General features: G+C 67.8%; 22 protein-coding genes. 20 read left to right on the top strand and 2 right to left on the bottom strand.

Annotated features, from left to right (window positions below; genetic code table 11):
* Nucleotides 1-18: 18 nt before the first annotated feature.
* The 13 genes from FM104_RS01345 to FM104_RS01285 all read left to right on the top strand — a co-directional run bounded on the left by FM104_RS01345 (nt 19) and on the right by FM104_RS01285 (nt 11,931).
* Nucleotides 19-882, top strand: coding sequence for a metal ABC transporter permease (locus tag FM104_RS01345; protein ID WP_087129676.1), 864 nt, complete (start codon nt 19-21; stop codon nt 880-882).
* 73 nt (nt 883-955) lie between these two features.
* A complete protein-coding gene (locus tag FM104_RS01340) occupies nt 956-2,317 on the top strand; it encodes a cell division initiation protein (protein WP_256971459.1) in 1,362 nt (453 codons plus the stop codon).
* Between the two features lie 263 nt (nt 2,318-2,580).
* On the top strand, nt 2,581-3,027 hold the full coding sequence (locus FM104_RS01335; RefSeq protein WP_087129657.1) for a Fur family transcriptional regulator: 447 nt from the start codon (nt 2,581-2,583) through the stop codon (nt 3,025-3,027).
* Nucleotides 3,024-4,076: a permease gene (locus FM104_RS01330; protein ID WP_373407824.1), complete on the top strand. Its 1,053-nt coding sequence runs from the start codon at nt 3,024-3,026 to the stop codon at nt 4,074-4,076. The genes FM104_RS01335 and FM104_RS01330 overlap by 4 nt, the downstream gene beginning before the upstream one ends.
* The gene (locus tag FM104_RS01325; RefSeq protein ID WP_256971458.1) at nt 4,069-4,851 is read left to right on the top strand and encodes a TIGR03943 family putative permease subunit; all 783 of its coding nucleotides are present in this window, start codon (nt 4,069-4,071) and stop codon (nt 4,849-4,851) included. The genes FM104_RS01330 and FM104_RS01325 overlap by 8 nt, the downstream gene beginning before the upstream one ends.
* Nucleotides 4,841-6,526: a hypothetical protein gene (locus FM104_RS01320; protein WP_087129655.1), complete on the top strand. Its 1,686-nt coding sequence runs from the start codon at nt 4,841-4,843 to the stop codon at nt 6,524-6,526. The genes FM104_RS01325 and FM104_RS01320 overlap by 11 nt, the downstream gene beginning before the upstream one ends.
* Complete coding sequence (locus tag FM104_RS01315) at nt 6,523-7,254, top strand: DNA-3-methyladenine glycosylase (RefSeq protein ID WP_256971457.1); 732 nt, start codon at nt 6,523-6,525, stop codon at nt 7,252-7,254. Before FM104_RS01320 ends, FM104_RS01315 begins: the two co-directional genes overlap by 4 nt.
* 171 nt (nt 7,255-7,425) lie before the next feature.
* Nucleotides 7,426-7,662: a 50S ribosomal protein L28 gene (rpmB, locus tag FM104_RS01310; protein ID WP_087129654.1), complete on the top strand. Its 237-nt coding sequence runs from the start codon at nt 7,426-7,428 to the stop codon at nt 7,660-7,662.
* Nucleotides 7,662-7,832 carry a 50S ribosomal protein L33 gene (rpmG, locus tag FM104_RS01305; RefSeq protein WP_087129653.1) on the top strand — a complete coding sequence of 57 codons (171 nt, stop codon included), beginning with the start codon at nt 7,662-7,664 and terminating at the stop codon, nt 7,830-7,832. The genes rpmB and rpmG overlap by 1 nt, the downstream gene beginning before the upstream one ends.
* A gap of 2 nt (nt 7,833-7,834) precedes the next feature.
* Nucleotides 7,835-8,140 (top strand): 30S ribosomal protein S14, encoded by a 306-nt coding sequence (gene rpsN / locus FM104_RS01300; RefSeq protein WP_087129652.1) that lies wholly within the window; start codon nt 7,835-7,837, stop codon nt 8,138-8,140.
* Between the two features lie 242 nt (nt 8,141-8,382).
* Nucleotides 8,383-9,210 (top strand): type IV toxin-antitoxin system AbiEi family antitoxin domain-containing protein, encoded by an 828-nt coding sequence (locus tag FM104_RS01295; protein ID WP_087129651.1) that lies wholly within the window; start codon nt 8,383-8,385, stop codon nt 9,208-9,210.
* A gap of 324 nt (nt 9,211-9,534) precedes the next feature.
* Nucleotides 9,535-9,822: an HU family DNA-binding protein gene (locus tag FM104_RS01290; protein WP_087129650.1), complete on the top strand. Its 288-nt coding sequence runs from the start codon at nt 9,535-9,537 to the stop codon at nt 9,820-9,822.
* A 72-nt stretch (nt 9,823-9,894) separates the two neighbouring features.
* Nucleotides 9,895-11,931 (top strand): cytochrome c oxidase assembly protein, encoded by a 2,037-nt coding sequence (locus FM104_RS01285; RefSeq protein ID WP_087129649.1) that lies wholly within the window; start codon nt 9,895-9,897, stop codon nt 11,929-11,931.
* Between the two features lie 32 nt (nt 11,932-11,963).
* Here the strand turns inward: FM104_RS01285 and FM104_RS01280 are convergent, their stop codons facing one another.
* Nucleotides 11,964-13,037, bottom strand: a complete 1,074-nt coding sequence (locus FM104_RS01280) for a hypothetical protein (RefSeq protein ID WP_087129648.1) — start codon at nt 13,035-13,037, stop codon at nt 11,964-11,966.
* Between the two features lie 77 nt (nt 13,038-13,114).
* On the opposite strand from FM104_RS01280, the gene FM104_RS01275 reads away from it, so the two are divergent.
* From FM104_RS01275 to corA, 7 genes are all read left to right on the top strand, one after another.
* Nucleotides 13,115-14,500, top strand: a complete 1,386-nt coding sequence (locus FM104_RS01275) for an ATP-dependent DNA helicase (RefSeq protein ID WP_179206625.1) — start codon at nt 13,115-13,117, stop codon at nt 14,498-14,500.
* A 99-nt stretch (nt 14,501-14,599) separates the two neighbouring features.
* Nucleotides 14,600-15,394 carry an aspartate dehydrogenase domain-containing protein gene (locus FM104_RS01270; RefSeq protein WP_179206624.1) on the top strand — a complete coding sequence of 265 codons (795 nt, stop codon included), beginning with the start codon at nt 14,600-14,602 and terminating at the stop codon, nt 15,392-15,394.
* A 120-nt stretch (nt 15,395-15,514) separates the two neighbouring features.
* On the top strand, nt 15,515-16,804 hold the full coding sequence (locus FM104_RS01265; protein WP_087129645.1) for a serine hydrolase domain-containing protein: 1,290 nt from the start codon (nt 15,515-15,517) through the stop codon (nt 16,802-16,804).
* Entirely contained in the window at nt 16,801-17,718 is a 918-nt protein-coding gene (locus tag FM104_RS01260; RefSeq protein ID WP_373407823.1) for an EamA family transporter, read from the top strand. Before FM104_RS01265 ends, FM104_RS01260 begins: the two co-directional genes overlap by 4 nt.
* 59 nt (nt 17,719-17,777) lie before the next feature.
* The gene (locus FM104_RS01255) at nt 17,778-18,371 is read left to right on the top strand and encodes a hypothetical protein (protein ID WP_087129644.1); all 594 of its coding nucleotides are present in this window, start codon (nt 17,778-17,780) and stop codon (nt 18,369-18,371) included.
* Nucleotides 18,372-18,448: 77 nt separating this feature from the next.
* On the top strand, nt 18,449-19,042 hold the full coding sequence (locus FM104_RS01250) for a copper resistance CopC family protein (RefSeq protein ID WP_179206623.1): 594 nt from the start codon (nt 18,449-18,451) through the stop codon (nt 19,040-19,042).
* A gap of 100 nt (nt 19,043-19,142) precedes the next feature.
* Nucleotides 19,143-20,156: a magnesium/cobalt transporter CorA gene (gene corA / locus FM104_RS01245; RefSeq protein ID WP_087129642.1), complete on the top strand. Its 1,014-nt coding sequence runs from the start codon at nt 19,143-19,145 to the stop codon at nt 20,154-20,156.
* On the opposite strand, the gene FM104_RS01240 is transcribed toward corA, so the two are convergent.
* Nucleotides 20,134-21,153 (bottom strand): formylglycine-generating enzyme family protein, encoded by a 1,020-nt coding sequence (locus FM104_RS01240; protein WP_179206622.1) that lies wholly within the window; start codon nt 21,151-21,153, stop codon nt 20,134-20,136. The two genes, corA and FM104_RS01240, sit on opposite strands and share 23 nt — an antisense overlap.
* Nucleotides 21,154-21,215: the final 62 nt, after the last annotated feature.

Genomic DNA, 21,215 nt, shown 5'->3' with positions numbered 1-21,215 from the left:
CTGCTCGCCCAGACGCCGATGCTCGCCAAAGTTCCGTTGCTCGACTGGAGCGACGTCTTCTCCTTCCAGGATTACGGCGAGCTGCTTGCTCTGCTCGCCAACTCGCTGATCGCCGGTGCCGTGCTCGGCATCGTCGGCGGACTCATCGGCGTCTTCGTCATGCAGCGCGACCTCGCGTTCGCCGTGCACGGTGTCAGCGAACTGTCGTTCGCCGGGGCGGCGGCCGCCCTGCTGTTCGGCGGCAGCGTCGTGGCCGGATCGATTGGCGGTGCGCTGCTCGCCGCGATCCTCATCGGCCTGCTCGGATCGAAAGCCCGCGACCGCAACTCGATCGTCGGCGTGCTCATGCCGTTCGGGCTGGGCCTCGGCATCCTGTTCCTCTCTTTGTACGAGGGCCGCAGCGCCAACCGGTTCGGTCTGCTCACCGGGCAGATCGTCTCGGTCTCAAGCCCCGACCTCGGCTGGCTGATCGGCATGAGTCTGATCGTGCTGGTCGGGCTGCTGCTGATGTGGAATCCCCTGCGCTTCGATTCGCTCGACCCCGAGTCGGCAGCGGCGCGTGGCGTGCCGGTGCGCCTGGTGAGCCTCATCTTCATGGTGCTGCTCGGCCTGATCGTCGCCGTCAGCGTGCACATCATCGGTGCCCTGCTGGTGATGGCGCTGCTGGTCACCCCCGCGGCAGCCGCGATGCGTCTGACCGCCGGACCGGTCGCGGTGCCGCTGCTGGCCGCGCTGTTCGGATTCGTGTCGGCGGTGGGAGGAATTCTGCTTGCGCTCGCCGGGATCCTTCCGGTCAGCCCGTACATCACGACGATCTCGTTCCTCATCTACTGCGGATGCTGGATAGCGAAGCGTCTGCAGCAGCGCGTGCGGCGGGCCTAACAAACATCGAGTCCGCCCAGCAAGAGGTGCCATCATGGACGCTGGGGCCATCAACTTGGAAAGGCGATATCCGGTGAGCGATACGAACGAGTCCGGCAATGCGCAGAACGGCGATTTCTTCGACCAGCTGCTGACCGCAGCGCCGAAGGATCACTCCGCATTCACGCAGGCGTTCCGCGGCTACGACAAGGCGGAGGTGGATGCGGCGATCACTACCATGCGCGATCAGCTCAAGCGGCTCTCCGCCGACCTCGAGAGCACGGATGCCCGTCATCGCGCTGAGCTCGACTCCGTGCGCGGCGAGAGCGACCGCTCGCTGTCCGACGCGCTGGCGGAATCAGATGCTCGCGTCGAGCGGCTCGAAGACGAGCTCGCCGCCGCCCGTGCGCAGGCCGACGAGACCGCCCAGCAGATCGCCGCTCTCACCACAGAGCTGACCGATGCGCCGAAGGGCGAGGACGAGCCGCAGAGCCGCCAGCAGTTCGAAGCGGTGCTGCGCGTCGCCGAAGAGCAGGCCAGCGTGCTCATCCACAACGCCGCGACCCAGGCCGAGCGCCTGCTGCAGGCGGCGCGCGAAGAGGCGCAGGCCAAGCGCGTCGAGCTCGAGGCCGACGTCGCTCGCATCACCGCTCAGGCGCAGAACGATGCCGACCAGGTGCGTCTGAGGATCGACACCGAGCTCACCGCGCATGACGCGCGCCTCGAGCGCGAGGCCTCGCACGCCGCCGAGAAGATCGTGCAGGCCGAGCAGGAAGCCGCCACCGTGCGCACCGAGGCCGAGAAGGGCGCCGCCGCGCTGCGCGCGATGGTCACCCGCGAGACCACCGATCAGCGTGCGGATGCCGAGCGCGAAGTGCGCGAGATGAACGCCCGCGTGCTGGAGTTCGAAGAGACGCTCACCCGCCGTCAGGACGACGCGCAGCAGGAGTTCCTGGTGCTGCACAACCAGGCGGTCGCTCACGCCGAGCGCATCACCACGGATGCCAATGAGCAGGTCGCCGCATCTCTCGAGCACGCGCAGCGCATCTCGAGCAAGGCCGATGACTACGAGCGCCTGATGCGCTCGCAGGCACAGGCTATCGAGGCCGATGCGCAGGTGAAGTCTCGCGAGACACTCGAGCGGTCGCGCGCCAAGGCGCAGAAGATCATCGATTCCGTCACCGGCCATGCGACCGACGCGCTGCGGGATGCCGAGGATCGCACCCGCCAGCTGCGCTGGCAGCAGCAGCAGCTCACGAGCTTCATGTCGGAGGTGCGCGAGCTCATCCGTCCCGACGGTGTGCTCGCCGCTCCGACATCGGGCGTCGCTGCCTCGGCATCCGATGAGGATGACGACAGGTCGGAGCTCGACGCCCTGCTGGACGAGCCCGAGCTCGACGCGGAGGATGCGCAGTACGACGACGACGACTCGGACGACGGCTCCGATTCGCGCTGACCGCGGCAGCATCCGCTTCTACGCGTCCTCTAGCGCTCTGCGTGTCCCATTAGTAGCGGGTGCTGCGCCTGCGGACCCGCCACTTCTGGGACATGGCCCGCTGCCGGGATGAGCAATGGCGGGCGGATGCCGGAGCGACCCGCCACTTCTGGGACATGGCCGCAGTTCCTGCATCCGCAACACCACCGACGCCTGGAGTCGCCCGCGGCAGCGCCCGCTCGGCTCCGGGCGCCTCGCACAGGCGCCCGGCCTAGACTCGGAGCATGGCTCAGCGGAACACCTGGCAGCGCGAACGCGTGCGCGATGCGCTCGCCGACGCGCGCGGTTTCGTGAGCGCCCAGACGCTGCACGCCGAGCTGCGTCAGGCCAACACCGGCATCGGACTGGCGACCGTGTATCGCGCGCTCGCCGGCCTGGCAGCAGCCGGCGATGCCGACTCCCTGCAGAGCCCCGAGGGTGAGGCGCTCTACCGTGCCTGCACCACGCAGGGGCACCACCACCATCTCATCTGCCGCTCCTGCGGACTCACCGTGGAGATCGAGGCGAAAGACGTCGAGCAGTGGGCCAAGCGCACCGCGAACCTGCACGGCTTCCGCGACGCCGAGCACGTGGTCGACATCTTCGGCCTCTGCGCGGCATGCGCGAACCGGCTCGACGCCGAGCGCAACACCGAGCGTGACGCAGCAGCGACGGGCGGGACCGGCAAGTGAGCTCTGCCCCTCCGGAGGCCGGTCGGCACCAGCATCCGGTGCCGCACGCGCGTCGCCAGCCGCCGCCTCGCGTGCCCACGCCGAAAGCGATGGCCACAGGGCTCGGCATCATCGCGGTGCTCGTGCTCATCGACTTCTTCGCGCCCACGCTGTTTCCGAAGGCGCTGCCCGACCGCGCACAGGACGGGCTCACCCTCACCCTGAGCGTGCTCATCGAAGCGCTCCCGTGGGTGATCCTCGGCGTCGCGCTGTCGATCGTCGTGCAGGTGTGGCTGCCGGCGAACGCCGTGCAGCGCTGGCTGCCGAAGAACGCCTGGGCGCGCCGCGCGGTGCTGTCGCTGCTGGGCATGTTCATCCCGGTGTGCGAGTGCGGCAATGTGCCTTTCGCGCGCGGCCTGATGATGCGCGGGCTCGCACCCGCCGAGGCGATGACGTTCCTCATCGCGGCGCCCATCGTCAACCCGATCGTCATCCTCACCACCCATGCAGCCTTCGGCTGGGACGGCGGGATCCTTGTCGCGCGGATCGTCGGCGGTTTCCTGATCGCGAACCTCATCGGCTGGGTCTACAGTCGTCACCGCGACCCGCAGGCGATGCTCACCGCACGCTTCGTCGAGACCTGCGCGCACGCCGCGCATGAACACGGATCCCCGACGCGGCGCAGCCTCATGCAGTTCCTCATCGAACTGCGGGCGGTCATGCCGGCACTCGTGATCGGGTCGGCGCTCGCCGGAGCGGTGCAGGTGCTCATCCCGCGTGATGTGCTGCTGGCCATCGGCTCGAACCCGGTGCTGTCGATCGTCGCGATGGTCGCTCTGGCGATGACGGTCGCGATCTGCTCGAACGTGGATGCGTTCTTCGCGCTGTCGTTCGCGGCGACCTTCTCATCCGGTGCGCTCATCGCCTTCCTGCTCGTCGGCCCGCTCGTCGATGTGAAGATGCTCGCGCTGCTGCGCACCACCTTCACCACCCGGGTGCTCGCCGGGATCGTGGGCATCGTCATCCTCTCCGCCTGCGCGATCGGCATCGGGGTGAACGTCTTTGGCTGAGCAGCAGGCAGGTGCGATTCGACGCGCCCTCGCCGCGCGGTGGCTCGGGGTCGGGCTGGCGACGGTCGTCGCGGTGGTCACACTCGGACTCGGCGTGACCGGACGCCTCACGCTCTACATCAGCCCCGAGACCGTCTGGTTCGCGTGCGCCGCCGCTGTTGTCGTGCTTGTCGCCGCGGTCTGGTCGTGCATCCTGCCGCTGGGCGCCGAGGGCGATCACAGCCATGCGTCGCCGTCGGAAGAGACGGATGCTGCCGCATCCCGCCGCCGGATCATGCAGACCGCCGCGGTCGTCTCCGGCGGTGTCATCGCATCCGGAGTTGTTCTGGCGGGGCTGATCCTGCCGCCGGCATCCCTCTCGGCCGAATTGGCCATGTCTCGTGCCGGTGAGACCACCGCGCTGTTCGCCGGCGCCGACGACGTGACGATCGGCGTCGCCGACACGACGACGTTCGGTGTCGGCGAGTGGGCGAGCGCGTTCGCCACGTCTACCCGCCCCGAGAACTATGAGGGATCCGCCGTCACCCTCACCGGCTTCGTCACCCCAGCCGACGGAGACGCCGTCAACCTCACCCGCATGGTCATCTCGCACTGCGTGATCGATGCCCAGCCGGCGTCGGTGCAGGTCGGCGGGGATGGTCTGGACGGCTCGTATGCGACCGGGCAGTGGATCGAGGTCAGCGGCACCGTGCGCGCCGACGCCGATGGCACCCTGCGCATCGAACCGTCCTCGGTGAAGAAGATCGCCGAGCCGAAGGATCCGTATGAGTACTGACGGATCCGGCGAGGCACCGCTCACCCGCGCGCAGCTGCGTGCGCTCCGCGCCGCCCAGGAGGGGGAGCACGCGGATGAGGCGCTTCCACCTGCCGCCGACTCCGGCGCCGCACCCGAACCCGAACCCGAACCCGCCGCACCCGACTACAGTTTGGGGGCCGACACGCCAGATGTCGGCGCGGATGCCAGCATCCGTCCGACATCTGTACATTCGGCCTCCAAAGTGTCGGCCTCGCCTGCGCAGGAATCGGCCACGACGGCCCCGAAACCCGCCATGCCGGCCCCGAAACCCCGCAGGCTGGCTCCCAAGAACACCCGCTTCACCGTCACGCTGCTGTCGGTGCTCGGCGTGCTCGCTCTCGTCGTGGGCGTGCTCGGCGTCGTCAGCCTGACCCAGGGGCCACGCATCGATCAGGTGCAGGTGAACCCGACCCAGGTGATCGAGACATCAGGCAGCCGCATCATCATCACGGCGAACCAGCGCCTCGGCCCGATCGATCCCGCGCAGGTGAGCGTCGACCCCGCCGTGCCGTTCACCGTCGATGCGAGCGGGCGCAGCATCGGCATCCGCTTCACCGTGCCGCTCGACGACGACACCAAGTACCGCGTCTCGGTCGCCGGGGCCACAGCCAGCGGGGGCGGGCCGCAGTCCGACCTCGAGACGACGTTCCGCACGCCGGCATCGCAGATCCTGCTGCTGCAGCGCTCGGCCGATGGCGACGACAAGATCTTCACCACCGACCTCACCGGCGAGAAAGCCACGCCGGTCTTCGAGCATCCGCGCGTCGATGACTACCGGGCGACCTCCGACGCCCTGGTCGTCGCCGTCGAGGAGGACGATGGCTCGCGTCTTCTCGTGATGAACCGCGACGGATCCGACCAGCGTGAGCTGAAGCTCCCCGGCGAGGGCTACGTCTCCTCGGTGCAGGTCTCCGACCGCGCCGGCCTCGTCGGCTACAACTACTCCGACCGCGAGCTCACCGAGACCTCGGGTCGGGCGAGCGTGCTCGTCACGCAGCCGCTGAGCGGAGCCGGCAAGCCGCGCATCGTGCAGGTCGACGGCGACGAAGCCAGCGTCTCCGAGTGGCGGTTCGTACCCGACTCCTCATCGCTGCTGTTCATCGACTTCGACGGCGCACTGAGCGTGGAGGATCCCACTTCCGACGCAGGGGTGCAGTCGATGGGCATCGCCGCCAGCATCCTCGGCATCAGTCGCGGCACGTACACGGCGATCGTCGAGCGCACCGATGGCAGCATCATCCAGCTCGACTTGACCGATGGCGCGGAGTCCCCGCTCGCGGCATCCGAACCCGACTACGGCGACGCCACCACGATCGAGCCGTTCCCCGGCGGCACGCTGCGGCACATCGTGCAGCGTGACGAGACGGGGATGCCCACCGGTCAGGCCGTCGTGAAGGTCGATGACGACGGTGCCGCGACGGTGGTCACAGAGGTGAGCGGCACGGATGCCATCCTGCAGGTGTGTGCGTCGCCGAGCGGTCAGTACGCAGCCGTCGTGATCGCGCCTGACCTGGCCGCCAACGCGTACGACGACCTGATGCTGCCGCTGCCGAGCACGCTGCACACGCAGCTCTTCGATCTCCGCGGCGACGACACGCTGCCGACGCTGAACGGATTCGACATCTCGTGGTGCCGCGTCGCCCCCCAGCCATGACCTCAGCCGAGCAGAACGAAGGAGAGCGGATGCTGCGCCCCGTCACCCACGCCGACCTCGCCGGGCTTCCGGTCGATGTGGCGCCCACGCTGCTCGGCGCTGAACTGCACACCGTCGTCGATGGCGTCGCGGTCGCCCTGCGCATCACCGAAGTCGAGGCGTACCACGGCCTCGGCACAGGCGGCGTGCCCGACCCCGGTTCGCACGCGCGCATGGGGCCGACGGCACGCAACGCCACGATGTGGGGGCCGCAGGGGCACCTGTACGTGTACCTGAGTCATGGCATCCACTCCTGCATCAACGTCGTCTGCGGTCCCGAGGGCGAGGCCGGCGGAGTGCTGCTGCGCGCCGGCGAGGTGGTCGACGGAGCGGATGCTGTCGCCGAGCGCCGCGGTGTCGCAACGCCGCTCTCTCGCATCGCGCTGCGCGACCTGGCGCGGGGTCCCGGCCGATTCGGCCAGGCCCTGGGGCTGCAGTACGCGCTGCACAACGGCCTCGACATCATCGAAGACGTTGCGAGGAATGGGGCGACGGCGCGACTCCTGCTGGGCGAGCGCGTGCCCGAGATCTCGGCGGGCCCTCGCGTCGGCGTTGCTGGAGTTGCCGGCACGATGGCGTTCCCCTGGCGGTTCTGGATCACGGGAGACCCGACCGTGTCACCGTTCCGCTGGGGTAGAGGTGCGAAGGAGGCGGCTGCTGCGCTCGGGGCAGACGGCATCGGAGACTGATTCCAAGCGGGCGTGAGCCGTGATAGAGTTGACGACGGTCTGCGCGCTCTCCTGTGCGCAGTTCGCATCCCACTCTCTTCGAAACGGTCCTGTGCCGTGCGCGGAGGCGGGTTGCAGACAAGGGATCTTGGGTGAGGCCGTCCGGCCTCACGGTAATGAAGGAGTAATCACATGGCAGCAGTGTGCCAGGTGACAGGAGCTGTTCCCGGCTTCGGTCACAACATCTCGCACTCGCACCGCCGGACGAAGCGCCGCTTCGACCCGAACGTGCAGAAGAAGACCTATTACGTGCAGTCGCTCGGTCGTAAGGTCACCCTGAACGTGTCCGCCAAGGGCATCAAGGTGATCGACGTGCGCGGCATCGAGAGCGTGGTCAAGGACCTCCTCGCGAAGGGTGTGAAGCTCTAATGGCTAAGAAGGCTCAGGACGTTCGTCCGATCATCAAGCTGCGTTCGACGGCAGGCACTGGTTACACCTACGTGACCAAGAAGAACCGTCGTAACACCCCTGACCGTCTCGTGCTGAAGAAGTACGACCCGGTCGTTCGCAAGCACGTCGATTTCCGCGAGGAGCGCTAAACATGGCGAAGAAGAGCAAGATCGCTCGTAACGAGCAGCGCAAGGTCATCGTCGCCCGCTATGCGGAGCGTCGCCTTGAGCTCAAGAAGACCCTGGTCGACCCGAACGCGACCGACGAGGCCCGTGAGGCCGCCCGCGTCGGCCTGCAGAAGCTGCCGCGCAACGCATCGCCGGTGCGCGTGCGTTCGCGTGACGCCATCGACGGTCGCCCCCGTGGCATGCTGACGAAGTTCGGCATCTCGCGTGTGCGCTTCCGCGACATGGCACACCGTGGCGAACTGCCCGGTATCACCAAGTCGAGCTGGTAAGCATCGCATCAAAAGGGGCGGAGTTCTTCGGAACTCCGCCCCTTTTGCGTCCCCGCGCGTCCGCTTTGCAGGACTTCGCACGAAACGCAGGATGCTGTTCAGCATCCGCTCCTGTGTTCTGTGTGATGTCCTGCGTTTCGGATGTTGGGTTCACTCTGCACAGCGGCGTATGCCGACGAGTTGTCAACAGGTGCCGGGATCTGGGTGCGAACAGTAGGGGATGCGCGGACAGACTCTCGCGCATGGACCCAGTGGAAGAGCTGCTCCGACGTGGTGGCATCACGCGAACTCGAATCCTTCTCGAGGCGGGCGTCTCGGCGCACGCCCTTCGCCGCGCGAAGGAGTCGGGACAGGTCTTCAGGCCTCGCAACGGCTGGGTGGCCGTGAAAGGCGCCGACTGGCTCGCTGTCGGCGCGGTACGCAGAGGACTGGTTCTCAGCTGCGTGACCGTGGCGGAACGTCGAGGGCTGTGGGTGCCCAGCAAAGGACAGCGCCATGTCGGGGCGTCACCCCGCGCCGGTCGTTTCCACGTCCCCGAAAGCGTCGTCGTCCACTGGTCGAAGCCGATAGTGCAGCGAAAGCCGGATGCTGTCGAGGACGACCTTCGCAATGCGCTCGCTCTCGTCGCACAGTGCCAACCACTCGAGACCGCGCGGATCATCTGGGAGTCGGCGCTGAATCAGAACCTCATCGACGCGCAAGCCATGGACAGGCTCCCGCTTCCGGCGGCGGCACGCCACGTGCTCGAGATATCTCGACCCTTCGCGGATTCGGGCCTGGAGACGATCATCGTGCATCGTCTGCGATGGCTGAAAGTGCCGATGCTGCCCCAGGCGTGGGTGCACGGTCATCGTGTGGATCTTCTCATCGGCGAGCGCCTGGTCATCCAGATCGACGGGGCGACGCACACCGGCGCACAGCGCTCGAGCGATATCGAGCACGATGCTCAGCTCAAACTACGCGGCTACCACGTGCTGCGCTTCAGCTACGGGCACATCATGCAGCAGTGGGAGCAGGTGCAGGCGGTCATCACCGAGGCCATCGCGCAGGGCCTTCACCGGGCTGCATGATGACCGCACATTCCACAGGAGTTCACACGAAACTCAGGATGCTGTTCAGCATCCGCTCCTGTGTTTCGTGTGAACTCCTGCGATTCGTGGGGACCCAACTGCGGCCCCCACAACTGCGCCACTATCGCCGAGCGTGCGGGCTCACGAGGCGATTTCTGTGACAGATGTGACAGAAGTGGCGCAACTCACCGAAAAAAGACCCCGAAACCCGCGAAATGACGCGGAAAAGTCAGTCACGGTTGGTACATTCGAGGCGGTCGATCTGACCAACGGGGTCTCCCCGACACCAACAGAATGCGACGTTCCTCGTCGCTGGAGGATGACATGGCTGACAAGTCCATCACCAAGACCGAGCTCGTCGCGAGCATCGCTTCCGCAACCGGCGAGAGCCAGGCCACCGTCTCGCGCGTTCTCGACTCGCTGTTCGGCACCGTCTCGGACGCCGTTGCCAAGGGCAGCAAGGTCTCGATCCCGGGCTGGATCTCGTTCGAGCAGGTCGACACCGCCGCTCGCACCGGCCGCAACCCGCAGACCGGCGCCGAGATCAAGATCCCGGCCGGCAAGCGCGTCAAGGTGACCGCTGGCTCCAAGCTGAAGGCAGCCGTCAAGTAAGACCGCTTCCACCGTCGAAGGCCGTCCCGCACTGTGGGGCGGCCTTCGGCGTATCCGGCTTAGGCTGGATAGGTGAACTCGTACCGTCTCGCTGGCATCTCGACGCTCGTCGTCAGCGCTGCGATCGCCCTCATCGCAGCCCTCGTGGTCGGCGGCGGTGCGGTGCCCCCGAAGCTGCTCGATCCGGGGCCCATCGTCATGTGGGGGCTGCCGGCCGTCAAGCTCATCGCCAATCTCGGGGCGGCAGCCATGTTCGGCTCGCTCGTGCTCGCCCTCTTCGGCCTTCGCAGCGGAACCAAGCCCTTCGACGTCGCGCTGGACACAGCATCCATCGGCGCCGCGATCTTCACCATCACCTCGGGTCTCACCGCCTTTCTCACGTTCATGGCGGCGTTCAACCCGAAGCTCACCGCCGATCGCTCGTTCGGCGAGCAGTTCGGCCGGTTCCTGCTCGAGCTCCCTCTCGGCCAGGCCTGGCTGATCACGACGGTGATGGGTGCCGTCATCACGCTTCTGCTGTTCGGGTGGCGCAACTGGACCGGCACCATGCTCACCGCCGTGCTCGCGGCCGCTGCGTTCCTGCCGATCGCGACGCAGGGGCACTCCGGCGAATTGTCCGGTCACGAGGTCGCCGTCAACGCGATCCTGCTGCACACCGTCGGCGCCGCCGTCTGGCTCGGTGGCCTGCTGCTGCTCGTCGTGCTGCGCGGGTTCGGCGTGACGCGAGCGCCGCAAACCGCGAGCGGAAAACGCAAGAAGGCAGCGGATGCTGACCGCATAGACCTGGCTGTGCTCGTAGCCCGCTACTCGTCGCTCGCGCTGGCCGCGTTCATCGTCGTCGCGATCTCGGGCGTCGCACGCACCATGGTGGCGCTGGGGGATTGGAGCGAGCTGCTGTCGCCGTATGGGCTGATCGTGCTCGGCAAGTCGGCGCTGCTGATCGCGCTGGGGCTATTCGGCGCCTGGTACCGACAGAAGCTCATCCGCCATCTCAATGGCGAGAAGCAGAGCAGATCGTTCTGGACCCTCATCATCGGTGAGCTCTCGCTGATGGGCATGGCATCCGGTGCCGCTGCTGCACTCGCTCGCACCCCACCACCCGTGGGCGAGACGGCGCCCGCCGTGCAGACGCCCGCTGAGCGGCTCACCCGCAATCCGCTGCCCCCCGAGCTCACGCTCGAGCGCTGGTTCACCGCCTATGACTGGGACATCCTGTGGATCATCGCCGTGGGCTTCGCGGTGTTCCTGTACGTCGCCGCCGTCGTGCGCCTGCACCGCCGCGGCGACAGCTGGTCGGTGTGGCGCACGCTCTCGTGGCTGGGCGGGATGCTGATGCTGCTCTGGGTCACCTGCGGCCCTCTGAACGCGTACCAGGAGTATCTGTTCAGCGTGCACATGATGGGGCACATGATGCTCAGCATGGCGATACCGGTGCTGCTGGTCAGCGGCATGCCGGTCACGCTGGCGCTGCGCAGCATCCGCAAGCGCGATGACGGCACCCGTGGCGGCCGGGAGTGGATCCTCTGGGCCGTGCATTCGCCGTACTCCAAGTTCATCACCCACCCGTTCGTAGCCGCGGGGATCTTCGTCGCCTCGCTCTGGGCGTTCTACTTCACCGATCTGGTGCGCTGGGCGATGTACGACCACCTCGGGCACGAGTGGATGATCATCCACTTCCTCATCTCGGGATACCTGTTCGTCATGACGCTCATCGGTTCCGACCCGATCCCGTACCGCTTGCCGTATGCGGGTCGATTGATCACCCTCATCGCCGTGATGGCGATGCATGCGTTCTTCGGCGTGGCGATCATGATGCAGGAGGGCCTCATCGTCGCCGAATGGTTCGGGTCGATGGGTCGAACCTGGGGCGCGACCCCGATGGAAGACCAGTACGTCGGCGGCGGGATCGCCTGGTCGGTCGGCGAGATCCCCACGATGGTGCTCGCAACCGTGGTGGCGATTCAGTGGTCCCGGTCGGACGACAGGCTGCAGCGGCGCCGTGACCGGCACGCCGATCGCACGGGCGAGGCCGAGCTCGAGGAGTACAACGCCCAGCTCGCGGCGCTCGCCGAGAAGGACGAGCGGATTGCCGCGCATGACGGGCGCTGACCGCTCGCGCGTCTGACCGCGATAAGCGTCCGCTAGTCGTCGTCGGCATCGGGGGAACCGACGCGGATCGAGGCCGAGCCGTCGGCCAGGATCGTGATCGTGCCATTCACCTGGAACGGCACGTCTTCAGAGAAGTCCCGCACCGAGCCGTCGAACAGCGACTGGATCTTCGCCTCGATATGAGCGACCGCATCCACCGCGGGAATCGCCCAGTTCGCACCGTCCGGCTGGATGGTGACCTTCGGCTGCGTCGCGATCGACCACTTCGGCAGCGAGTCCGGGGCCAACCGGTTCTGCACTTCCAGACCGAACGGGCAGGCCGTCGGCAGCAGCACCTGCTGCTCGGCGCACTGCGCGAGGAACTCGTCGACCCGCTCCTGCACGACCTCGGTGAACTTCTCGGTGGGCAGCGCCTGCACGTGAACGGGGGTGCGGGCCATGGCGGTGTCGGCGAGCACGCTCACACCGGGGGTGGCTGAGATGGCGGTGTCCACGGTCACCGAGTACAGCCCGGGGGTGAAGACCAGCAGATGCAGCGGGTCGAGGGGCGCAGCATCCGCTCCGTGCGACGAGACCTGACGACGGTCGAGCGCGAAGCCGTTGACGGCGAACGTGTCCGACCCGCGCACGGTGAGCTCGATCTCGGCGAGCGGGCTCTGCGCGAACCGCCAGTCCGGCACAACGCCGATCCAGCCGTTGCGCTCGACCGAGAATGTCGAGCTGCCCTCCACGCCGCCGGCGGTGTAGTCCACCGCGACCCGGTAGGTGCCGTCCTCCTGCTTCTCGGAGGTGACCTCGTAGTCGGTGAGGGTGGTCAGCGCTGCGGTGCGCAGAAGCGCTTCGGATGCTGTCGGCTCGATGCCCGAGTTCTCGAGCAGCGACAGGTCGACGGCGACACCCGGCGTGCGCAGCGCATCAGCCGCGCGACCGGACGACAGCAGACCGAGGTAGCGCTCGACGAAAGCCGTGGGACTGTAGAACTGCTGGTACAGCGCCGCGCCGCCGGCGCCGATCGCCGCGAACAGCAGCAGCCCGATGAGAGTGAGGATGCTGAGATCGACGCGGAGCGCACCGCGCCGCCTCGATACCGTCCGCCCCTGCATCATGGCGCAAGTCTAGAGATCCGGGCCTGGGATGAAGCCGAGCGACCGGCATCATGACCGCAGAGAATTACCATGGGTGTGTGTCGTTGCCTTCCCTCTCCGAAGAACAGCAGAAGCTGTTCCGCCTCATCGAGGACACCGATGAGCATGTCTTCGTCACCGGGCGGGCCGGAACCGGCAAATCAACGCTGCTGCAGCACTTCGCCGCGAACACCAAGAAGCAGATCGCGATCTGCGCGCCGACGGGCGTAGCCGCGCTGAACGTCGAGGGACAGACCATCCACTCGCTGTTCCGGCTGCCGATCGGTCTGATCGCCGAGAGTGAGATCGACCAGACCGACACCACCCGGCGCCTGCTGAACGCGATCGAGACGCTCGTGATCGACGAGATCTCGATGGTGAACGCCGACCTGATGGATGCCATCGACCGGTCGCTGCGTCAGGCGAGAGGCCGTCGCGGCCTGCCCTTCGGCGGGGTGCAGGTGGTGATGTTCGGCGATCCGTACCAGTTGGCTCCGGTGCCGCCCCGCGGCGATGAGCTGCGCTACATCCAGGACCACTACCGCTCGTTCTGGTTCTTCGACGCGAAGGTGTGGACCGGAGGGTTGGCTGCAGCGGATGCCGGAGGGCTGCTGGATCTCGGCAGCCACGGGGCCACCCTGCATGTGCACGAACTGGTCCACATCCATCGGCAGTCCGACGACGGCTTCAAGGCGATGCTGAATGCCGTCCGCTATGGCCGCGTGACGGCTGAGATCGCGGGCGCGCTGAACACTCAGGGTGCGCGCACGCCGCCGGAGCCCGAGCCCGGTGAGGTGCCGATCATCACGCTGGCCACCCGCAACGACATCGTCAACAGCATCAACCGCCGACACCTCGATGCGCTCGTCGGGCGCGAGCAGACCGCGCACGCCGAGGTCTCCGGCGACTTCGGGCGCGGTGAGGCGAACTACCCCGCCGACTCCGAGCTGAAGCTCAAGATCGGCGCACAGGTGATGTTCCTGCGCAACGATGTCGCCATGCAGGGCGAGCCCCCGCGCTGGGTGAACGGCTCGATCGGCACGGTCACCCGCATTCTGGGCGGTTCGGTGCGCGTCGAGGTCGACGGCGACGAGTTCGACGTGGAACCCGCCGTCTGGGAACGGTTCCGCTACGCCTACAACCCGGGGACCAAGACGCTGTCGCGCGAAGTGGTCGCCGAGTTCACTCAGTTTCCGCTGCGCCTGGCGTGGGCGGTCACGATCCACAAGTCGCAGGGCAAGACCTACGACCGGGCTGTCGTCGATCTCGGCTCCGGGGCTTTCGCCCCGGGGCAGACCTACGTCGCGCTGTCGCGGCTGACTTCACTCGACGGGCTGTATCTGTCGCGGCCGATGCGGCCCCGAGACATCCTCGTCGACGAGGATGTGCGCCGATTCATGCGCGAGGCATGGGAGGCGCGGCAGGCCGAGCAGGTCGAGGTCTGAGCGGACCGAGCTGCTCGCACGACCGACCGCGTGTCTTTTCGGCGTTGCAGTAGCGCGAGATCAGCATCAGTCATGCGGGGACTGTCCTATGGTCAGATCATGACGGATCTGCGGGTGGGATTCCTCGGCGGCGGGAACATCAACGGCCGACTGCGGCAGTTGGTCGAGGACTCCGGTGCGTATGACGTGATCGGCACGTTCGGCCGGAAGGATGAGTTGCCCGGGCGCGCCGACGTGGACGTCATTGTCGAGGCCGCCACGCAGGCCGCCGTTCGCGAGCGCGTGCCTGGTCTGCTGCACGCCGGGGTGGACGTGATCCTGCTCTCGGTGGGAGCACTCGCCGACCAAGCGTTGCGAAACCGGATGCTCGACGCACCGACGTCACGCGAGCAGGCGAGGGGGAGGCTGATCGCCTGCACCGGGGCGATCGGCGGCCTGGATCAGGTGCGGGCACTGCGCGCCGCCGGACCGCTGCAGACCGTGTCGATCGAAAGCCGCAAACTGCCCGGTGCTCTCGTGCAGCCGTGGATGCCCCCTTCGCTGCAGGAGGCGCTGCGAGCGGGAGACGCCCAGATCGTGCTGGCCGATGGACCCGCGAGCGAGGTGGCGCGGCAGTTTCCATCGTCGGCGAATGTCGCGGCCGCGCTGGCGCTCGCGGCTGATGCCTGGGATACCGCGACCGCGCGGATCGTGGCGGACCCGGCGGCAGAGCGAACTCGGCATGAGATCTGTGCCGTCAGCGATCTGGGAGAGGTGCGCACAATGGTGGAGAACGCGCCGTCACCGGAACAGCCGCGGTCGAGTGCCGTGGTGGCGTGGGCGGCGCTGCGCTCGCTCGGCGACTATGCGCACCTGAGGGGCTTCCCCGGACCACACGGCACGCTGATGCTCTGAGGCCCGGGCGACGCGGCGAGTGATCGGGCTGGCCGATCGCCGACGGCGCGGATGCCACGACAGGCGGGTTTTCAGCATCCGCGTTCTAGACTCGGAGAGTCCAACTCCGGGAGTCGATACATGCACCTTCGTTCGTCGCGTCGTGCGCGCGCTGTTGTCGGCGGCGCCGTCGCCCTCGTCCTGGCGCTCGCCGGATGCTCCGCCTCGACCCCCGAGTTCACCTACACGCCGCCGAAGCAGGTGGACGGCGCTCTTCCCGACGACGTCACCGCGCAGCTGCAGGCCGCTGTCGATCAGGCGATGGTCGCGACCGGTTCTTCGGGCGCGGTCGTCGGCGTCTGGGTGCCGTGGAGCGGCGAGTGGGTCACGGGCGTCGGCACGCAGACGGCTGAGGGCAGCGCGAAGGTGACCACCGACATGTCGTTCCGGGTTGCCGATGTGACTCGGATGATGACCTGCGATGTGCTGTACGGCATGGCCGATGACGGCAAGGTCGAACTCGATGCCCCGGTGCCGAAATACGTCTCGGGTGTCGCCGACATGGGCGACATCACCCTGCTCGATCTGTGCAACGGCACCAGTGGCGTCGGCTCGTCCGAAGCTTCGGTCAAGGAGTACTGGCTGAACACGCCGGGTCGTGAGTGGGCGCCCCTGCAGCTCGCGAGCTTCGGCCTGGGCGAGAAGCGCGGGCCCGCACACACGACGTACCGCAACACGGATGCCGGGTACCTCCTTCTCGGTCTCGCCCTCGAGCGCATCTCGGGCGAGACAGCCGCACAACTGATCAGCCAGTACGTGACGACCCCGCTCGAGCTCGCCGGCACTTCGCTGCCTGCGCCTGCATCCGCGGCTCCCGCACCGGCTCCGGCTCTGAAGGGCGCGTACTTCCCGGTTGCCGAGGGCGGCGGCTACGACTGCGCGGCTCCGATCGACATCACGAAGAGCTCGTCGAGCATCGGGTTCACCGAAGCGGGTGTCGTCTCGAACATCACCGACCTCGGACGCTATGTGCAGGCCGAAGCGCGCCAGGCGCTGCGCAAGGAGAATGCCAAGCCCGCGCGGTTCGGTTCTCCGCTGCCGGTATCCGACAAGTCGCCCAGCTGGTACCAGGCGACCGGCGGCGCCTACCTCGTCGGCTCGCTCGTCGGACAGCACGGATGGGTGCCCGGCTACGCGACGGCCGCCTACTCCGACCCCGCGACCGGTTTCACGGTCGCGGTCACGCTGAACAACTCCTCCGCGGGTGGCAGTCCCGCCGCCTACCTCGCCTGGCAGCTGGCGGCGATCGCCTCGAAGGCACCCGCCGCGAAGGGCGCGACCGCACCTGACTTCGGTCTGCCGTTCACGCCGGAGCAGTACGGCCAGAGCATCGTCGACACGGCGATCTGCACGGCTCCAGCCAAGGAGTGAACACCGCAGCGGCACCCGGAACCACGGCATCCGGTGGTCCATCAGGAGGCGGTCTCGCCGTCGGATTGGTGGCCGCTGGGCTGATCTGCCAAGAGGTGGGCGCCTCGGTTGCGGTGATGCTGTTCCCGTCGGTCGGACCGCTGGGCATGGTGATGCTGCGGCTGGTGTTCTCAGCGGTCATCCTGCTAATCATCGCGCGCCCTGCGCTGCGCGGCCACTCTGCCCAGGCGTGGCGCTCGGCGCTGATGCTCGGCGGCGTGCTCGCGCTCATGAACGGGCTGTTCTACCTGGCGCTGAATGAGTTGCCGCTGGGCGTCACCGTTACGATCGAAGTGCTCGGGCCACTCGCGCTCGCCGTCATCACGGCGCGCTCGCGGGGTGCCTGGCTGTGGGCAGGGGTGGCACTCATCGGCATCCTCGCCCTCGGCGGCGGAGGCTGGGATCGACTGACCGTCACCGGCGTGCTGTTCGCGCTCGGCGCCGCGGCGAGCTGGGCGGGGTACATCCTGGCATCCGCCCGGGTCGGCCGGGACTTCGCGAAGCTCGATGGCCTGGCACTGGCGATGGCCTTCGGCGCGCTGTTGTCGCTGCCGTTCGGAATCGCGGATGCTGGCGCCGCGCTGCTGCGCATCGACCTGATCGCGCTCGGTGCGGCTGTGGCTGTGCTGAGCTCGACCATTCCGTACACGCTCGAGCTGCTGGCGCTGCGCCGTCTGGCGCCGGCCGTCTTCGGCATTCTGATGAGTCTGGGGCCGGCCACCGCGAGTCTCGCCGGGTTCCTGCTGCTCGGGCAGCACATGACGGTGCTGGAGGTGAGCGGCATCGCGCTGGTGGTCATCGCCAGCGCCGGTGCCGTGTGGGCCGGACGCGAGCGACCGCGCGAGCTGCGCGCGACGCAGGAGCCCGTCGCCTGACCCGGGTCGCCTGTGGAGTCCCCTGACCCCGCATAGCATGCGCGTGAAATGATGGACGGGTGCGCCCCTCCCGCAGAGTCCCGCTTCTTCGCGGGGCCATCGCCGCCTCCTTCGCGACCTTCGTCGCGCTGGCGTCGCACGCGTGGGCAGACGGCGCGATACCCGGGATGCTGGGAATCGCCGTGCCGTGGATCCTGTCGCTGATGATCTGCACGCTGCTGGCCGGTCGCCGACTGTCGATGATCAGGCTGAGTGCCTCGGTGCTGCTCTCGCAGGCCCTGTTTCATGCTCTGTTCGTCCTGGGCAGCATCACACCGGGCGGCGGTTTCACTCCGCATGTGCACGGCGTCGGTTCGCTGAACTTCCAGGGGGCACCGGTTCTCGTGCCGGAAGACGCCAGCATGTGGATCGCCCACGGCTTCGCGGCCATCGTCACCATCATCGCGCTGCACCGTGGCGAGCGGATCGTGCGGATGCTGGCTGCCGTGGCATCCGATGTCGCCGCGTGGCTGCGCCGCACGGTGCTGGTCAGCATCCTGCTGCACCCGGCCATCCCGCGGCGCGTGCGCTGGCGCGTCACATCTGCGCCGCGGCCGATTGATCCGCTGCGTGCAGCCTTCCGCCGTCGCGGGCCACCGCTGCGTCTGAGCTGATCCGCGCCGCGGCCCAGGCCGTGGCATCCCGCAGTTCTATGACGCAGACGCCGCTTCGCGGCAATGAGAGGTTTTCCATGTTCCGTATCCGCACCGCACTGGCGGGGGCTGCTGTCGCCGCCGTCGCCGTTCTGGCTTTCGCCGCCCCGGCCTCCGCCCACGATGCCCTGATCTCAAGCTCACCCGCCGCCGATGAGCAGGTGACGACCGTTCCCGAGCAGATCTCGCTCACGTTCTCGAACAATCTCCTCGTGCTGGAGGAGAACAGCGGCACCGCGATGACCGTGGTCGACGAGGCGGGGCGCGACTGGGTCACCGGCGAGCCTGTCGTGGAGGCCGACACGGTCACCGCCGAGCTCGAGCCCGGCATGCCCAACGGCTCGTACGACGTGACCTGGAAGATCGTCTCCAGCGACGGTCACCCCACCTCCGGCGAGTACTCGTTCACCGTTGCCGCTGAGGGCAATGACGCGACGCCAGAGCCGACCGAGACGGCGACGACTCCGGAAGAATCAGCAACTCCGGTGGCCGAGACTCCGGCAGCCGAGACGCCCGCGCCGGCGCCGGCCGAGACGGATGCCGCACCGTGGCCGCTGCTGATCGGCCTCGGCGTGGTCGTGCTGATCGCAATCATCGTCGTCATCGTGATCGCCGCGCGCAAGAAGCGCTGACCGCCTTCTGAGCCCAGAGTGGATGCCGCTCGTGCCAGCAAGTCATGCTGGTGCGAGCGGCATCCGCTGTCATGGGCGATCGACGCGAGATGATGACTGCATGGCGATCATCGACAACGGCATCTACGTGAACGGCGTTCGCACCGCCAACCCCGCGAGTCTCGACGAGACCTTCCAGCTGATGCGCGAGCGCGGCGGCATGGGGTGGATCGGTCTCTACCGGCCGAGCGAGGACGAGCTGCAGGCCGTCGCCCGCGAGTTCGGGCTGCACGAGCTGGCCGTCGAAGACGCGCTGGCCGGGCACCAGCGTCCGAAGATCGAGCGCTACGGCGAGCACCTGTTCGTGGTGCTGAGACCGGCGCGCTACCTCGACGAGGAAGAGGAGATCGAGTTCGGCGAGGTGCACGTCTTCGTCGGCGATGACTTCGTGGTGACCGTGCGCCACGCCGAGGCACCCGACCTCGGGCGGGTGCGGGAGCGGCTCGAGGGCCGCACCGAACTTCTGGCGCTCGGCCCGGTCGCGGTGCTCTACGCCATTCTCGACGAGGTCGTCGATCAGTACGCACCGGTGCTCGCCGGACTCGAGAACGACATCGACGAGATCGAGAGTCAGCTTTTCGTCGAGGGCACCGACGTCACCCAGCGCATCTACGAGCTGGGGCGTGAGGTGATTCACTTCCAGCGGGCCGTGCAGCCGCTCACCGACCTCGTCGCGACGCTGCTGCGCGATGACGCCGACCAGCTCGACGAAGAGCTGCGCAGTCATCTGCGCGACGTGCACGACCACACCATCCGCATCGCGGGTCGCACCGGCATGTTCCGCACCGTGCTCGACAACGCGCTGACAGTCGAATCGACGATCGTGGCGCGGCGCCAGAACGCCGAGATGGAGCGGATGACCGCTGAGAGCATCCGCCAGGGCGAGCAGATGAAGAGGATCTCGGGCTGGGCGGCGATCATCTTCGCGCCGACACTGATCGGCGCGATCTACGGCATGAACTTCAAGGACATGCCCGAGCTGCACTGGACGTTCGGCTACCCGATGGCGATCGGGCTGATGATCGCGTTCGGCGCCGGGCTCTACTTCGCCTTCAGACGGAAGGGATGGCTGTAGCGGCCACGTCGCGCGCCGGCTGCACGGTGCGGAATCCGGCGTTGCTCATCGACGAGTCGGGAGTGTTCTGCGAGCGCGCGGAGTTGCGGTAGCGGTTGCAGTACGAGATGTGGCAGAGAAAGCTGCCGCCGCGCATGACCCGGGCGCTACCGGATGCCGGTCCCGTCGGGTCCTTGGCAGGGCTGTGCGCGTAATAGCGCGGATCGAACCAGTCCGCGCACCATTCCCAGACGTTGCCGACCGGCTGCCAGAGCCCGTACCCGTTGGGCTCGAACGTGCGCACCGGCGCCGTCGTGAGGAACCCGTCATCGAGGGTGTTGACCCGCGGGAATGTGCCCTGCCAGATGTTCACCCGCCAGCCGCCGTCGTCGATCTCTTCGTCGCCCCACGGGTATTTGCGAGAGTCGAGTCCGCCGCGGGCGGCGTACTCCCACTGCGCCTCGGTGGGCAGCATCCGCCCCGCCCATGCGCAATACGCGAGGGCGTCGTTGTGACTGATGTGCACGACCGGGTGGTCGGCGAGGTCGTCGATGCTCGAACCCGCGCCGCCCGGTCGGCGCCAGTCGGCGCCTTTGATTCCGAGCCACCACGGCGTGCTGGGCGCCTGGCCCATGATGTCGGATTCGGGTGCGGTGCGCGCGAGGTGGAAGACGGCCGAGAAGCCGAAGGTCTCAGCTTCCGTGCGGTACCCGGTCGCGTCGACGAACGCGGCGAAGGCCTCATTGGTGACGCTGGTGGCGTCGATCTCGAAGGCCGACATCTGCACCGCATGCACCGGCGTCTCGCCGTCTCCGCGGTTCTCGTCGCCGGAGGAGTCGCCCATCTGGAACGTTCCCGCGGGAATCTGCGCCTGCTCGATGGAATGGCAGCCGGATGCTGTCGGCACGGCCGCGCGCGCAGGAACGCTGAGCGAGAATGCCTGCCGCTCGGGCGCGCCACAGGTGCAGGAGGGGCCGCAGCCCTCGCCGGACGTCGAGCTGGAGGGGTTGTCGTTCATCCTGTCTATTGTGTCGCAGTGTGCGCTGGCGCTGTTGCTCGCGACGCGCGACCGGCGACAAT

The organism is Microbacterium esteraromaticum, from assembly GCF_900163815.1.
In the GTDB taxonomy this organism is placed as follows: Bacteria; Actinomycetota; Actinomycetes; order Actinomycetales; family Microbacteriaceae; genus Microbacterium; species Microbacterium esteraromaticum_B.
The sequence above is the reverse complement of the archived record's forward strand: the minus strand, read 5'-3'. Positions and strand labels throughout refer to the sequence as shown.

Bases quoted from the DNA above. Each gene is read 5' to 3' on its own strand.
- rpmB (WP_087129654.1), top strand. From the start codon at position 7,426: ATGGCAGCAGTGTGCCAGGTGACAGGAGCTGTTCCCGGCTTCGGTCAC.
- FM104_RS01290 (WP_087129650.1), top strand. From the start codon at position 9,535: ATGGCTGACAAGTCCATCACCAAGACCGAGCTCGTCGCGAGCATCGCT.
- FM104_RS01250 (WP_179206623.1), top strand. From the start codon at position 18,449: ATGTTCCGTATCCGCACCGCACTGGCGGGGGCTGCTGTCGCCGCCGTC.
- FM104_RS01265 (WP_087129645.1), top strand. From the start codon at position 15,515: ATGCACCTTCGTTCGTCGCGTCGTGCGCGCGCTGTTGTCGGCGGCGCC.
- FM104_RS01295 (WP_087129651.1), top strand. From the start codon at position 8,383: ATGGACCCAGTGGAAGAGCTGCTCCGACGTGGTGGCATCACGCGAACT.
- FM104_RS01280 (WP_087129648.1), bottom strand. From the start codon at position 13,037: ATGATGCAGGGGCGGACGGTATCGAGGCGGCGCGGTGCGCTCCGCGTC.
- FM104_RS01240 (WP_179206622.1), bottom strand. From the start codon at position 21,153: ATGAACGACAACCCCTCCAGCTCGACGTCCGGCGAGGGCTGCGGCCCC.
- FM104_RS01335 (WP_087129657.1), top strand. From the start codon at position 2,581: ATGGCTCAGCGGAACACCTGGCAGCGCGAACGCGTGCGCGATGCGCTC.
- FM104_RS01320 (WP_087129655.1), top strand. From the start codon at position 4,841: ATGAGTACTGACGGATCCGGCGAGGCACCGCTCACCCGCGCGCAGCTG.
- rpmG (WP_087129653.1), top strand. From the start codon at position 7,662: ATGGCTAAGAAGGCTCAGGACGTTCGTCCGATCATCAAGCTGCGTTCG.
- corA (WP_087129642.1), top strand. From the start codon at position 19,143: ATGGCGATCATCGACAACGGCATCTACGTGAACGGCGTTCGCACCGCC.
- FM104_RS01270 (WP_179206624.1), top strand. From the start codon at position 14,600: ATGACGGATCTGCGGGTGGGATTCCTCGGCGGCGGGAACATCAACGGC.
- rpsN (WP_087129652.1), top strand. From the start codon at position 7,835: ATGGCGAAGAAGAGCAAGATCGCTCGTAACGAGCAGCGCAAGGTCATC.
- FM104_RS01345 (WP_087129676.1), top strand. From the start codon at position 19: ATGCTCGCCAAAGTTCCGTTGCTCGACTGGAGCGACGTCTTCTCCTTC.
- FM104_RS01315 (WP_256971457.1), top strand. From the start codon at position 6,523: ATGACCTCAGCCGAGCAGAACGAAGGAGAGCGGATGCTGCGCCCCGTC.